General features: G+C 64.1%; 13 protein-coding genes and 2 tRNA genes. 7 read left to right on the top strand and 8 right to left on the bottom strand.

The features are described 5' to 3' along the window. Positions 1-174 precede the first annotated feature (174 nt). From AL3_RS04175 to AL3_RS04160, 4 genes are all read right to left on the bottom strand, one after another. Positions 175-846 carry an ATP-dependent Clp protease proteolytic subunit gene (locus tag AL3_RS04175; protein ID WP_066297192.1) on the bottom strand — a complete coding sequence of 224 codons (672 nt, stop codon included), beginning with the start codon at positions 844-846 and terminating at the stop codon, positions 175-177. A gap of 45 nt (positions 847-891) precedes the next feature. Further along, positions 892-1506, bottom strand: coding sequence for an ATP-dependent Clp protease proteolytic subunit (locus AL3_RS04170; RefSeq protein ID WP_066297185.1), 615 nt, complete (start codon positions 1504-1506; stop codon positions 892-894). Between the two features lie 320 nt (positions 1507-1826). Beyond that, positions 1827-3185: a trigger factor gene (gene tig, locus AL3_RS04165; RefSeq protein ID WP_066297182.1), complete on the bottom strand. Its 1359-nt coding sequence runs from the start codon at positions 3183-3185 to the stop codon at positions 1827-1829. Between the two features lie 55 nt (positions 3186-3240). Beyond that, a tRNA-Pro gene (locus AL3_RS04160) sits at positions 3241-3314 on the bottom strand. Between the two features lie 150 nt (positions 3315-3464). Between AL3_RS04160 and AL3_RS04155 the strand changes: the two genes are divergently transcribed. Continuing rightward, positions 3465-3538: transfer RNA gene (locus AL3_RS04155), tRNA-Gly, on the top strand. 102 nt (positions 3539-3640) lie between these two features. Here the strand turns inward: AL3_RS04155 and AL3_RS04150 are convergent. After that, positions 3641-4534, bottom strand: a complete 894-nt coding sequence (locus AL3_RS04150; protein WP_066297180.1) for an Fpg/Nei family DNA glycosylase — start codon at positions 4532-4534, stop codon at positions 3641-3643. After that, positions 4534-5010 (bottom strand): ribose-5-phosphate isomerase, encoded by a 477-nt coding sequence (locus AL3_RS04145; protein WP_066297177.1) that lies wholly within the window; start codon positions 5008-5010, stop codon positions 4534-4536. The genes AL3_RS04150 and AL3_RS04145 overlap by 1 nt, the downstream gene beginning before the upstream one ends. A gap of 221 nt (positions 5011-5231) precedes the next feature. On the opposite strand from AL3_RS04145, the gene AL3_RS04140 reads away from it, so the two are divergent. The 5 genes from AL3_RS04140 to AL3_RS04120 all read left to right on the top strand — a co-directional run bounded on the left by AL3_RS04140 (position 5232) and on the right by AL3_RS04120 (position 11803). Then, positions 5232-7400, top strand: coding sequence for a zinc metalloprotease (locus AL3_RS04140; RefSeq protein ID WP_066297176.1), 2169 nt, complete (start codon positions 5232-5234; stop codon positions 7398-7400). Positions 7401-7535: 135 nt separating this feature from the next. Further along, positions 7536-10088, top strand: a complete 2553-nt coding sequence (pepN, locus tag AL3_RS04135) for an aminopeptidase N (protein WP_066297174.1) — start codon at positions 7536-7538, stop codon at positions 10086-10088. A gap of 71 nt (positions 10089-10159) precedes the next feature. After that, a complete protein-coding gene (locus AL3_RS04130; protein WP_066297172.1) occupies positions 10160-10627 on the top strand; it encodes an OsmC family protein in 468 nt (155 codons plus the stop codon). 97 nt (positions 10628-10724) lie between these two features. Further along, positions 10725-11357, top strand: coding sequence for a mechanosensitive ion channel family protein (locus AL3_RS04125; RefSeq protein ID WP_066298356.1), 633 nt, complete (start codon positions 10725-10727; stop codon positions 11355-11357). After that, positions 11357-11803, top strand: a complete 447-nt coding sequence (locus AL3_RS04120) for a globin (protein WP_083521432.1) — start codon at positions 11357-11359, stop codon at positions 11801-11803. The genes AL3_RS04125 and AL3_RS04120 overlap by 1 nt, the downstream gene beginning before the upstream one ends. Here the strand turns inward: AL3_RS04120 and AL3_RS04115 are convergent. Together AL3_RS04115 and AL3_RS04110 are read right to left on the bottom strand one after the other, a co-directional pair. After that, positions 11790-12485 carry a DUF8185 domain-containing protein gene (locus AL3_RS04115; RefSeq protein ID WP_066297169.1) on the bottom strand — a complete coding sequence of 232 codons (696 nt, stop codon included), beginning with the start codon at positions 12483-12485 and terminating at the stop codon, positions 11790-11792. The genes AL3_RS04120 and AL3_RS04115 overlap by 14 nt on opposite strands. Beyond that, positions 12485-12976: an acyl-CoA thioesterase gene (locus tag AL3_RS04110; protein ID WP_066298353.1), complete on the bottom strand. Its 492-nt coding sequence runs from the start codon at positions 12974-12976 to the stop codon at positions 12485-12487. The genes AL3_RS04115 and AL3_RS04110 overlap by 1 nt, the downstream gene beginning before the upstream one ends. A 188-nt stretch (positions 12977-13164) precedes the next feature. On the opposite strand from AL3_RS04110, the gene AL3_RS04105 reads away from it, so the two are divergent. Further along, positions 13165-14061 carry an acyl-CoA thioesterase gene (locus AL3_RS04105; protein ID WP_066297166.1) on the top strand — a complete coding sequence of 299 codons (897 nt, stop codon included), beginning with the start codon at positions 13165-13167 and terminating at the stop codon, positions 14059-14061. The last annotated feature ends 91 nt before the right edge of the window (positions 14062-14152 follow it).

The following is a 14152-nucleotide window of genomic DNA, read 5'->3' as shown; positions in this document are numbered from 1 at the left end:
CCGGAAGGAAAAGCGTGCCAGTCACCATGATCCACTCTAGGACACTTGGGTGCGGTAATCAGCAACCAGAAGCCCGTGGTGCGGATTTTCCGCTCCACGGGCTTCCTGGCGCCGACGGGGCCGGTGCCGCACCTCCGTCGGCTCAGCCGGCAGGCGGTGCGGCAGCAAACCCCATCAGGCCTTGTTGATTGCGGGGGTCTTGATCTTGCGGGAGTCGAGGACCTGGTCGATCAGGCCGTACTCCAGGGCACCCGCCGCGGTGAGGATCTTGTCGCGCTCAATGTCCCGGTTCACTTCCTCAGAGGACTTGTTGGAGTGCAGTGCCAGGGTATCCTCCAGCCAGGTACGCATCCGCATGACTTCTGCGGCCTGGATTTCCAGGTCCGATGCCTGCCCGCGTTCGCCGCCGCCAAGCGCCGGCTGGTGGATGAGCACACGGGCGTTGGGAAGGGCGAGCCGCTTGCCGGGGGTGCCGGCAGCGAGCAGCACGGCGGCAGCGCTGGCTGCCTGGCCGAGGCAGACCGTCTGGATCTCCGGGCGGATGTACTGCATGGTGTCGTAGATGGCCGTCATGGCCGTGAACGATCCGCCGGGAGAGTTGATGTACAGGGTGATGTCCCGGTCCGGATCCGTGGATTCCAGGACCAGGAGCTGGGCCATAACGTCATCTGCCGACGCGTCGTCAACCTGGACGCCGAGGAAGATGATGCGGTCCTCAAAGAGCTTGGTGTAAGGGTCCTGGCGCTTGAAGCCGTAAGGCGTGCGCTCTTCGAACTGAGGCAGGACATAGCGGCTGGACGGCATCTGCGGTGCCATGCTGCCCGGGGTTCCGAAATTGTGGTTCATTGCTTTACTCCTGAAGTCTGTGGTGCGCTGGCCGGCCGCGGGTGGTTATTCCTGCTCGCCATCCAGGTCCTGGTTGGTTCCGCCGCCGCCGGTGACGCCGCCGGCGTGGGCAGAGATCTTGTCGAAGAAGCCGTAGGCGAGGCCCTCTTCAGCGGTGAACCACTTGTCGCGGTCGTTGTCCTTCAGGATCGTCTCGACGCTCTGTCCGGTCTGCTCTGCAGTCAGCTCGGCCATAACCTGCTTCATGTGCAGGATCAGCTCGGCCTGGATGCGGATGTCAGAAGCGGTGCCGCCGATGCCGCCGGACGGCTGGTGCATCAGGATGCGGGCGTGCGGGGTGGCGTAACGCTTGCCCTTGGTGCCGGAGGACAGCAGGAACTGTCCCATCGAGGCGGCCAGGCCGGTGGCAACGGTCACGACGTCGTTCGGAATGAACTGCATCGTGTCGTAGATGGCCATACCGGCGGTCACGGAGCCGCCGGGAGAGTTGATGTAGAGGTAGATATCCTTCTCGGGATCCTCCGCGGAGAGGAGCAGGAGCTGGGAGCAGATCGCGTTGGCGTTGTCGTCCCGGACTTCCGAGCCGAGCCAGATGATCCGTTCCTTCAGCAGCCGGTTGTAGATGTAGTCATCCCGGCTGGCCGGGTCCACAGTAGCCATAGTGGGTGTGCTGGGTGCATTTGCCATACTGAGTGACCTCTCGCTCTGGCGGTAAACGGGTCCGCTTTGCACCGGACCGGCCTCCGCCGTTTATCTCTCCTTGGACACTAACCTCTCCAACGCGGCTTTTGCTCCCGTTACGTGCGCTGTTCGCTGACGGCGCACGGTGGGCGGTGCGGCTGGTGGACCGCAACGGCACGGCTCCGGCCTGCGGGTTAAGCAGCCGGAGGGGGTAAAGCACGGACCCGGTTAAAAGCAGGAAGCGCCGCAGCCCAAAAGGCTGCGGCGCTTCGTGTCCGGACAAGCCGGGCGGGAAAAGGCTAGGCCTTATCCCCGGTGGTCTCTTCTGCTGCTTCGTCGCTGGACTCGGCAGCTGCTTCTTCGCCTTCCGGGCGGACGAATGCGCTGAGGTCAACCTCGGCACCGGTGGTGTCGGTGACCTTGGCTAGTTCCAGGACCTTTGCGAGGGCCTTGCGGCGGCGGACTTCGCCAACCATCATCGGTACCTGTCCACCCTGGTCGATCAGCTGGGCGAACTGGTTCGGGTCCATGCCGTACTGGCCGGCCATGGAGACGATGTAGTCGATGAGCTCGTTCTGGTTGACCCCGACCTCTTCCTTGTCCGCCACGGCGTCAAGGATGATTTCGTTCTTGAACGCCTGCTCGGTGTTGGTGCGGATCTCGGCACGGTGTTCTTCCGTGTCGTGATCCTCGCCTGCAGCGTGCTCGGTGTCAGAGTTGAAGTGCTGCTCCAGCTGCTCTTCGATGACGGATTCCGGAACCGGAACCTCGACCATTTCCAGGAGCTTCTCCAGGACCTTGTCGCGGGCTTCTACGCCCTGCTCCATGACCTTAGACTCGGCAGCGCGCTTGGCCAGGTCTTCGCGGAGTTCAGCGATGGTGTCGAATTCGCTGGCAAGCTGGGCGAAATCGTCATTGGCCTCGGGCAGCTCGCGCTCCTTGACGGCCTTGACCGTAACGGTCACCTCGGCGTCGGATCCTGCGTGCTCGCCGCCGGCAAGCTTGGTGTTGAACGTTGCGGACTCGTCCGTGGACAGGCCGGTAACTGCTTCGTCCATGCCTTCAAGCATGGTGCCGGCGCCAACCTGGTAGGACAGGTCTGCGGCCGAATCGACCTCTTCACCGTCAACCTTGGCGACCAGGTCCATGGTGAGGAAATCGTTGTCTGCGGCCGGGCGGTCGACGGACTTCAGTGTGCCGAAGCGGCCACGCAGCTCGTCCAGTGCCTTCTCGATGTCCGCGTCGCCGGCTTCTGCAGCCTCGACGGTGACCTCAATGCCGGCGTAATCCGGGAGCTCGATTTCGGGGCGGATATCCAGCTCGACGTTGAAGACCAGCTGGCCTTCGTTGGAGGTCGGATCCGGCACTTCGCTGATTTCCACCTCAGGGCGGCTGAGCGGGCGGATGCCCGTTTCCTGGACCGCTGCCTGGTAGAAGCCGTTGAGGCCCTCATTGATGGCGGTTTCCAGGACATAGCCACGGCCAACGCGCTGATCGATGAGCTGGTTGGGGACCTTGCCCTTGCGGAAGCCCGGGACCTGCACCTGGGTGGCGATGGTCTTGTAGGCCTCGTCGATGCTCGGCTTCAGTTCCTCAAGCGGAACTTCGACGTTGAGCTTTACCCGCGTGGGTGTGAGGTTTTCTACAGCGCTCTTCACAGCGTTAGTTCTCCTGAGGGGTCTGGGGTTGATCTGCACCGTCGTTTATACAGAGTCGGGGTGACAGGATTTGAACCTGCGACTTCCTGCTCCCAAAGCAGGCGCTCTTCCAAGCTGAGCTACACCCCGTCAGTGCACCTGACAGCCTACCGGCATTGCAAGTCCGATGCACAATTCCGGGATGCCGAACCCCTGTTGAACGCCTGATCCCGGTGGGGACACCACCGATTATTCATCCGCCGAAAAGCCGTGCTAAGGTAAATTCTGCCTTACGGCGCCGGGGATGTAGCTCAATGGTAGAGCCTCAGTCTTCCAAACTGATTACGCGGGTTCGATTCCCGTCATCCCCTCCATCAGAAAATCCTTTCAAAGTGGTCCCTGTCCCTCCCCGCGAGCAACTGCCCGCAGGAGGAACAGGGACTTTTTTGTGCGTCGTTTTTGTGCGTCTTTGACGCCTAATCCTGCTGGCAGGCCGGACACCAGTAGAGTTTCCGGGCAGCCATCTCCGTCATGGCTATCTCGCAGCCGCAGATCCGGCACGGAAGACCCTGGCGTTTGTAGACGTAGTGCGCCTCCCCCGTGGGAACGGGCACGGCACGGTCGCCGCGGTGTTCCTGGCGCGTCGTAACAATTCGACCTGCGGCCACGCCGTCACCCATGACAGACACGACGTCGTTCCAGAGTTCCAGCGCCTGTTCGCTGCACAGCGCTTTCCCCGTCCGCCAGGGGGAAAGCCGCTGGCGGAAAAGAACTTCCGCACGGTAGACATTTCCAACCCCGGCCAGCACTTCCTGGTTCATAAGCAGCAGGCCAACGGGTGAGGCCCGCGTGGTCAGACGCCGCACGAATTCCTCCGGATCGGCGTTCGGCTGCAGCGGATCCGGCCCCAGCTTCGCCAGCGCAGCCCGCTGCTCCCCGGGTGTAATGACCTCGCACGCCGTCGGACCGCGGAGATCGGCCCACCCGTGTTCGGAGACCAGTCGCACCCGGACCGCGCCCTTGGGCGGCGGCGGGCCGGCGTAAGTGCCGCCGCTGCCGCCGTCGTCGTCAGCCAGCTCCCGCTCCCCCACCCTGCGCGGGGCACCGATGCTGGAGGCACCGCGGAAAGTCTCGTCCCCGCCGAAGTCGAACGCTCCGTAGAGCCCCAGATGGATCCGCAGGAACAGTTCATTGTCGAATTCCAGGAACAGCTGCTTGCCGTGGGCTGCGGCTGCCACCAGGGTCTGCCCATCCAGCCGGGCGGCGCCCGCGGCGAACCTGCCCTGGGGGCTGGAGACAGAAAGCCGCTGCCCGGCAAACACCGAGGTGAATTGCCGGGCGAGGCGGTGGATGGAGTGGCCTTCAGGCATCAGCTGGCGGCGATGCTTCCGGTGACTTCATACTCGGCAATCTGCGCGATGCGGCGGATGTGCCGCTCAGCATCGCTGAAAGGCTCTTCCAGGAACGCGTCAATGATCTCCGTTGCCTCCGCCAGGGAATGCTGGCGGCCGCCCACCGCCACGACGTTGGCATCGTTATGCTGGCGTGCCAGGCGGGCTGTGTCCAGGTTCCATGCCAGCGCCGCACGGACGCCGCGGACCTTGTTCGCGGCGATCTGCTCGCCGTTGCCCGAACCGCCCAGGACGATACCCAGCGCGCTGAGCCCCGATTCCTGGTCCACGATGACGGCTGCAGCGGCATTGATGCAGAATGCCGGGTAATCGTCCTCGGCATCGTATTCCTGCGGCCCGTGGTCTACGACGTCGTAGCCCTTCGCGGCGAGGTGTTCCTGCAGATGTGCTGAAAGCTCGAGCCCGGCATGGTCGGTTGCGATGTGGACGCGCATTGGTTTCCGTTCATTGGAAGGTGGAAGGACTGCCACGTCAAGCCTAACTTTTTTGGCGCTGCCACTTCCAAACCGGTAACGCTGACGCGATGGCGGCCGATAGCAGAGAGTGCAGGCGGTTTCGCTGGGACCGGAAATCCACCCGGCAGCTCCGGTCAACGGAGAGTCCCGGCAGGACCGCAGCCCCGGAACCGGAGTCGACACGCTATGCAAGGACCGCCATGAAAACCGGAAAACTCGCCCTTCTTGCGGCACTGATGTCCGCGCTGACGCTGGGCGGCCTGGCCGCGCCTGCTGCCGCGCTGGCACCCACAGTTCAGGCGACGGACCCGGCTGACGGCTCTGAAATAGCCGTGGATCCTGCATTCCCGGCTCCGTCGCCGCCAGCCGCGGGCGAAGGCGAGCCGGACGGCGGGTCTGCTGAAACGATCGTTCCGTCGCCGGAGGTGCCGGTCCCGCCTGCGGCAGCCCCGACCTCCGACGTGGCTGCAGCCACCACCCAGCCACCAGCAGACGAAGAAACCAGCGAACCGGACGACGACGGCTTCGTTTACGTGCCTGTTGGCGAAGGCCACGTCGTTCCCGGGCCGGACACTCCTTTGATTACCGAAGCAGATGGAAGCGTCCGGTCCGCCGTGGAGACCGAAGAACACGAGCAGGCAGCTTCCACTCAAGCCAGGGGTGGTGCCGCGAGCATGCTGTCCGCCGCTGCCCGCGCCGGGAACATCAAGGTCACCTTGGTGCGGGCGACGGTGCAGGGCAACGGCAACCTGGTGAATCTGGCTGCGGCTCGAAACTCCGTGTCCAGTGCCAACTCCTACTGGAAGGCCATGTCCAACAACCGGCTCTCCATGTCGATCGTCTCCGAAAAGGTGCACTACAGCGCCTCCGCACATGCAAACGACGACTACGCCACGATGATGAACAAAATCGCACGCGAGCTGAAGTGGGTGGATAGCCCCTACACCGCCCTCGTCGTGTTTGTGCCAACCGCAGATCTTAAATCCGGCGGCTACGGCGGCATCCTCGGCGGTGGGTGGACGACAGGTGGTACTGCGGGCCGGATCCTGATGCCCGCGCCTTCCTCGTTCACTAACAACGTAGTCACGCACGAGGTCGGGCACGTTTTGGGGCTGCTGCACGCCAACAGCCTGCAATGCACCAACGGCCGGTCGGATGTCAGTGCGGCGAACGGCCGATGGACTGACGGCGCCTGCAGCAGTCGTGAGTACGGCGACACCACCGACCTGATGGGTTCAGCCCAGTACTACCACCCGGTTATAAACGCCTATTTCTGGGACGCCGGCGGATTTGGCAGGGGCAACGAAATTCTGAACGCCGGCAATGCCGACGGCTCCAAGACCTACACTTTGACGCCCTGGGGTGGCACTGCAGCAAACCGGGCCGTGAAATTCAGAGACCCTCAATCCGGTGAGACCTACTATATTGAGCTGCGTCAGCCTGTCGGCTACGACGAGCATCTTCAGTGGGGCTCCGCGGGCAATCGCGGAATCAAGATCGTCAAGGCAGATGCAGCCAACTCCTGGGCTGTAAATTCACTCATCATTCCGCCCTCTACCAAACCGTTCGCCGGCTACTACAACACCAACCATGCATGGCAGGCAGGCCAGACCTTCAGTACCCATACCGGGGTGAGCGTAAAAATCAACTCGGTCAGCTCCACCTCAGCGTCGATCACCATTTCTGCCGGCGCAAAACGCGGATCCTTGTATTTCAACGGAAATCCTGTCACAGGGACGACCTTCGGTGTACCGACGGATCAGTTTCTGACTTGCGACTGGGACGGAGATGGCCAGGCGACACCCGCGACTTTCTTCCGCGGAATCTGGACAATCAGTAACAACGCCTCCGGAACGTCGACCACGCGCATCGTCTTCGGCGACCCCGGTGACCAGCCGATCTGCGGTGATTGGGATGGGGACGGCAAAGACACCATTGGCGTCTACCGCAACGGGACGGCGTATCTCAAAAACACGAACAGCTCGGGTATGGCTGACGGCATCGTTCCCTTTGGTAACCGCGGTGATACAGCCGTCATCGGAGACTGGAACGGAGACGGCTACGACACTCTCGGGGTTGCTCGCGGAGAGGGCATCGCGAAGCGCTTCTTCCTAACAAACAGCAATATTCGACCGGTGGCTGAAGGCACTTTCCTGTACGGCAATGCTTCTGACACCCCGGTCGCTGGAGACTGGGACAGGGATGGTTACAGCACCGTTGGGGTCCAGCGCGGAAATTACTGGCATTTGAGTAACAGCAACATTCGCGTAATAGCACATCAATCCTTCATGTTCGGAGATCTCGGCGACAAGCCGTTGACAGGGCGATGGGCTCGGAATGGCGGAACGGGTGTAGGTGTGGCCCGATAGAGGTTCCAACATCCGCTCCTACTTGGCAGAATGGCGCAAAGTGCGAGAATGTTGCAGTTATTCACTTGACGCCGTGCGGTTCTGAACGGACCGCCGGCTGCACTCTCCACTTCGAAAGGCTCTACCTTGCCAGGTATGAATCTCACCCGCACTGAAGCGCGTGAACGGGCAGAACTGATCGATGTCGAGTCATACGACATCAACCTCGATCTGACCCGCGGCGACGAAGTCTTCGGAAGCACCACCGTGGTGCGGTTCTCGGCGGCCCAGGGCGCCTCCACTTTTATCGACGCTGTCACGGCTAACGTCCACCGGATCACGCTCAACGGCGTCGGCCTGGATCCGGAAACGGTGTCCGACGGCGTGCGGATCCAGCTGCCCAACCTGGCCGCTGCCAACGAGCTCGTGGTGGAAGCCGACGCGTCCTACATGAACACCGGCGAAGGGCTGCACCGCTTCGTGGACCCGGTGGATAACGAGGTTTACCTCTATTCACAGTTCGAGGTCCCGGATTCGCGGCGCGTCTTCGCCGTCTTCGAGCAGCCCGACCTCAAGGCCAGCTTCCGGTTCACTGTCACCGCCCCCGCGCACTGGGATGTCATCTCCAACTCCCCCACGCCGGAACCGGTTGCCGCCGACGCCACCGACACCGAGCACCCGCGTGCCACCTGGTCCTTCGAGCCGACTCCGCGGATTTCTTCCTACATCACCGCGCTGATCGCCGGCCCGTACCAGTCCGTCCGGTCCGAGCTCACCAGCTCCGACGGCCGCACCATCGCGCTGGGTGTGTTCGCCCGCCGTTCCCTGATGGAATACCTCGACGCGGAGAACATCTTCGAACTCACCCGGCAGGGCTTTGCATTCTACGAGGCGCAGTTCGGCACGCCGTACCCCTTCGAGAAGTACGACCAGCTGTTTGTGCCGGAGTTCAACGCCGGAGCCATGGAGAACGCCGGGGCTGTCACCTTCCTGGAAAGCTACGTCTTCCGCTCCCGCGTACCGGATGCCACGGTGGAACGGCGCGCCACCACGATCCTCCACGAACTGGCCCACATGTGGTTCGGGGACCTGGTCACGATGCGCTGGTGGAACGACCTCTGGCTGAATGAATCTTTCGCCGAGTTCATGTCCGCCCTTGCCGCTGCCGAAGCAACCGAGTTCAAGCAGGCGTGGACCACGTTCGCGTCCATGGAGAAGGCCTGGGCTTACCGCCAGGACCAGCTGCCCACGACCCATCCGATCGTCGCAGAGATCCGCGACCTGGAAGATGTCCTGGTTAATTTCGACGGCATCACCTATGCCAAGGGCGCCTCCGTCCTGAAGCAGCTGGTGGCCTGGGTGGGCCAGGACAAATTCATGCAGGGAGTGCGGGAGTACTTCGGGAAGCATGCCTGGGCCAATACCGAGCTCGCGGACCTCCTCTCCGAGCTTGAGGCAGCCAGCGGCCGTGACCTGGGCGAGTGGTCCGCCAAGTGGCTGGAAACGGCCGGGGTCAACACCCTGCGTCCGGAGCTGGAAGTAAACGACGACGGCGTCATCACGTCCTTCGCGGTCCGCCAGACCGCCGTCGCTGATTACCCCACCCTGCGACCGCACCGCCTGGCCATTGGGTTCTATGACGCGGATGAAGATGGAAAGCTGCGCCGCAGCCACCGCATTGAACTGGACGTCGACGGCGAACTCACCGACGTGCCGGAACTGGCCGGACGCGCCCGCCCGGACCTGCTGCTGCTGAACGACGACGACCTGGCCTACGCCAAGATCCGCCTTGATGACGCCTCCTGGCGGCTGGCTACCCGCAGGCTCCGCGACATTGCGGATTCCCTGCCGCGCACCCTCGTGTGGGCCTCTGCGTGGGATGCTGCGCGCGACGGTGAAATCCCCGCCCGCAACTATGTGGAACTGGTGCTGCAGAACATCGCCTCCGAATCGGATTCCTCGGTGGTGCAGGTGCTGCTGCGGCAGCTGGCCACCACGCTCACGTTCTACGTGGCGCCGGAGGACCGGCAGCCGATGACCGCTGCCGCAGCTGACAGCCTGTGGGAGCTCAGCCGCGAAGCTGCCCCCGGATCCGATTCGCAGCTCCAGTTCGTCAAGGCTTTCGCCTCCCACGCTGAATCTCCGGAACAGCTGGACACGGTGGCAGCGCTCCTCTCCGGCGATCTCACCCTGGACGGGCTGGAAGTCGATTCCGACCTGCGCTGGGAGCTGCTCACGGCTCTGGTGGCCGGAGGACGGATGGCAGAAGCCGATATCACCGCAGAGCTGGAACGCGATGCCACTGCCACAGGTCAGCTGGCAGCGGCCGGTGCCCGCGCGGCCCTGCCCAGCGCTGATGCGAAGGCGGCGGCCTGGGACACGATCGTGGTCCGCTCCGATCTGCCCAACGCAGCCCAGCGCGCAGCGATCGGCGGGTTCAGCCGGGTCCATGACACCTCCCTCCTGGAGCCCTATGCGGACCGGTACTTCGGGGCCCTCCGCGAGGTGTGGGCCTCCCGCACCCACGAGATCGCGCAGCAGATCGTCGTCGGGCTCTACCCGTCCCGACTGACCACCCAGGAAACGGTGGACCGCACCGACGCGTTCCTGGACTCCCTCGGGGATGACGCGCCGGCCCTTCGCAGGCTGCTGCTCGAAAGCCGCGACGGCGTTGTCCGCGCGTTGAAGGCGCAGGCCGTAGACCGCTAGGATCCCTGTCCGTTGTCCTGGTGCCGCGGCTGCCTGTCCCGGCCAGGGGCCCCGCACGGTAGTTTGGAGCTGTGAATCTCTCTGAACACCGCTACGGTGTCTCCCTGGAATGGACCGGCAACCGCGGCACCGGCACGCAGACCTACCGCGGCTACGGGCGCGACCATGTGCTGCGTGCTGCGGGGCTGCCCGATCTGGCCGGGACCGCGGACCCGACCTTCCACGGTGACCGGGACCGGTGGAACCCGGAGCAGCTGCTGCTCTCGGCGCTTTCCCAGTGCCATATGCTCTCCTACCTGCACGTGGCGGTGAAGCACGGAATCAGCGTTGTGTCCTACGAAGACGATGCGGAGGGGACGCTGCGGCTGAACCGTGACGGCAGCGGCGAGTTCACATCCGTGCTGCTGCGGCCCCGGGTCCGCATCGCATCGGGTGACCCGGAGCTGGCGAATACCCTGCACGAGGAAGCGAACCGTGTGTGTTTCATCGCCCGCAGCGTAAACTTCCCCGTCCGGCACGAAGGCTCGATCAAGGCCTGATGCCAGCGGGTAATCTGGGAGTGGACCCCTCCCCGACTGCAAAGGACAACCCATACCCGTGCGCTTTCCGGCAACTACAGACACTGCAACCATCGAGATGACCGAATTCGATTTCTCCGGGCTCCTCGAAGCCGGGATCATCGTCCTGGCCGGACTCGTGGCCTGGCTGGTCGCCCGCTACCTGATTTCCAAGGTCGTGGAGCGGGCGCAGAAGGGATCGGCGCTGTTCCGCACGGGCCGTCTCCGCTGGGCCCAGCCGGTGATGCGGAACCTCGATAACAAGCGGCGGGTACAGCGGGCTGACACCATCGGCGCCCTGCTGCGCAGTTCGGTCACGGTAGGTATCTGGACCGTCGTCATCATCATGGTTCTCGATGCCGTCGGTATCAACATCGCTCCGCTGCTGGCCAGCGTGGGTATTGTCGGCATCGCCCTCGGTTTCGGGGCGCGTGAACTCATCCGCGACGCTCTTGCCGGCTTCTTCATCACCATCGAAGACCAGTACGGGATCGGGGATGTCATCGAAGTCGGGGACACCACCGGAACCGTCCAGTCCGTGGGAATCCGTATCACCCGGATCGTGGATGAGCGCGGCGTCATCTGGTACATCCGCAATGGCGAGTTCGCCAAGGTGGGCAACCGTTCGCAGGGTCGGTTCGTGGAACCGGATGCTGCCGCGGAACCCGTTGCTGGTGCTACGGCCGCGATGGCCAAGGAAGAAGAGAAGTAATGACCGAACAACCCCAGCGCCCGGCTTCCCTGCCCTTGACCGCAGCGAACCCCGGCACCGGTTTCAGCACGCCGGCCTATAACTTCTACGAGGCCGTCGGAGGCCATGACACGTTCGTGAAACTGGTGGACGTCTTCTACTCGGGTGTAGCGGAGGATCCGCTGATGCGGCCCATGTACCCCGAGGAGGATCTTGGGCCGGCGAAAGAGCGGCTGCTGATGTTCCTGGAACAGTACTGGGGCGGGCCCAAGACCTACGGCGAGCAGCGCGGGCATCCCCGGCTGCGGATGCGGCACATGCCGTTCCAGGTAACACCGGCTGCCCGGGATGCGTGGCTGCGGCACATGCGTGCCGCCGTCGACTCGCTGGAGCTCGCTCCCCTGCACGAGGCGACGCTTTGGGACTATCTGGACCGCGCCGCGCACTCCATGGTCAACTCCGCGTAACCGGGTTCCCTGCCTGGAACAGGAGCGACGGCGGCCGCACCAGGACGTGCCCGCGGTCCGTGGAGAGCCGCAGCCACCGGCCGTTACTGAACAGGGCAGCTGCGGCACCCCCGGCAGGATCCGGAAGGAATCCCAGGGTGAGTGCTGCAAAGGCCGCGCCTGCGGGCAGCGGCGCTCCGAGGCCGGGGATCGTTTCGTTCCACACCGGCCCCCGGACACTGCTGACGACGGCGGCTCCGGGCTGCCCGGGCATCCGTGCGGCTACTTCCCTGATCCCCCGGTGCGCTGTCTGTTCCAGCAGCGCCACGGGCACGTCTGCCTCCCGCTGCCATCCGCTCCGCGGAGCGGCGATCCCGGCCCAGCTTTCCGAAACCGTCATGGGCGGCACAGGCAGCCGGACATCATCTTCCTCCATCCGCGCCAAGCGATCCGCCACGGCCGCCAGAGCCACCGTGGTGTCCAGCTCCGCCGGTTCAGCCAGTGGCATGGCACGCATACCAAGGATGGTGGGCATGTCCTCACCCAGGATCCGCGGACGCAGCACGCAGACATACGCAGCCAGGGTGTTACCCACCGCCTGCAGCCGGACCGCGCCGTCGTCGGCACTGCGTGCCCTGGACACAAGGTTCTTCAAGTCTGCCCGGACCTGCGGGTCGCCCAGCACGAGGTTCTGCGCCTGCATCAGTTCGCCACCTCAGCCGCGGCTGTGCGCCGGAACGGGACCGGACCACTCCGCCACCCTTCCAGGATCAGGCGTTGCCGGTCGGACAGGGCCAAAGGGGCTCCGGTTTCCCGGCTGACCATCACCATGGCTGCCTCGGCGACGGCAAAGACCGTTCCGGTGCCCGCTTCGGCGTCGGTCAGGCGGAAACCATAGGTGAGGCTTGATCCACCGATCCTGCTCACCCAGATCTCGATCCAGACCGGCGCCTGCCGGTAGGTCAGCGGCGCGCGGTACTCGATTTCCTGCCGTGCCACCAGCGTCACCCCGGCCTCCGCCGTCAGCGACCGGAAGGTCTCCGTCCCGCTGCCAGTCCCGGTGCCCGGCAGCGGAAGAAGCGACAGGCGGACCCTGGCTTCCTCAAGGAACTGAACATACCGGACATTGTTGACGTGACCGTTGGAGTCCTCGTCGCCAAAGCGCAGCTGGATGGGAAAGCGGTGGATAGCCATGGCATCCATCTTGTCAGGAAGGTTCCGGCTAGCACGAAAGCTCCATTCTCCGGCTGCGGGCACATTCGGTCCCCGCGGCACCGAATGTTGGGCCTTGCGTGCAGGTACGTCTAATCTCAAAGATGGTCCCCTTGCCGGGACCGGAACTTTCACCGCCTGAGAACACTGCCTTCAAGGAGCAATAACCCATGGCATCAGCCGAGAATTTTGATCCGACTGCCGCGCTGATCGAGCTTCTGGATCTGAGCAATGCGGGCGGGGCAAAAACCGACGAGGATATCTTCGTTGGCGGCTCCCAGCACGAGCCGCGCAAGCGGGTCTTCGGCGGGCAGGTCCTTGGCCAGTCGCTGGTGGCCGCCGCGCGGACAGTTCCGGCCGACCGGCTCATGCATTCCATGCACGGCTACTTCCTCCGTCCGGGGGACACCGAAGTGCCGATCACTTTCGGAGTGGAGCGGCTCCGGGATGGCCGGTCCTTCTCGGCCCGCCGCACCCACGCCTACCAGAACGGCGTGCCCATCCTTTCCCTGATTGCCTCCTTCCAGGTACCGGACGGCGGGCTCGACCATCAGGAGCCCATGCCCGAGGGCGTCCCCGATCCCGAGAGCCTGCCTACAACTGCGGACCTGCTGGCCTCCTTCGACCATCCGGTAGCCAAGGCCTGGTCCTACTACCGTCCAATGGACATCCGCCATGTGGACAAGCCCGTGTACTTCGAGACCGACCCTGAGCGGACGGCCCGCAACGCGGTCTGGATGAAGACCTTTGGCCCCATGCCCGATGACCAGAACCTGCACCGTGCCGCCCTGGCCTATGCCACCGACTACACGATCCTTGAGCCCGTCCTCCGCCGCCACGGCGTTTCCTGGGCCACCCGCGGCATGTCGGTAGCAAGCCTGGACCATGCCATGTGGTGGCACCGCCCGGTGCGCGTTGATGAATGGATGCTCTACGTCCAGGAGTCCCCCAGCGCTTCCGGCGCCCGTGGGCTGTCCACGGGCAGGATCTTCAACCGCGCAGGCCAGCTCGTGGCTACCATCGCCCAGGAAGGGATGATCCGGCTGCCGGACCCCGCCGGAGACTGAGCCTTTCGACCGGTAAACGTAAAACGCCCCCGTCATTGACGGGGGCGTTTTACGTGGCTGCCTGCCCAACAGTGCCTCAGGCGGGCAGCGT

Origin of the sequence: Arthrobacter luteolus NBRC 107841 (genome assembly GCF_001552075.1) — a bacterium.
GTDB classification, from domain to species: Bacteria; Actinomycetota; Actinomycetes; order Actinomycetales; family Micrococcaceae; genus Arthrobacter_B; species Arthrobacter_B luteolus.
This window is presented reverse-complemented; position numbering and strand designations above follow the sequence as displayed.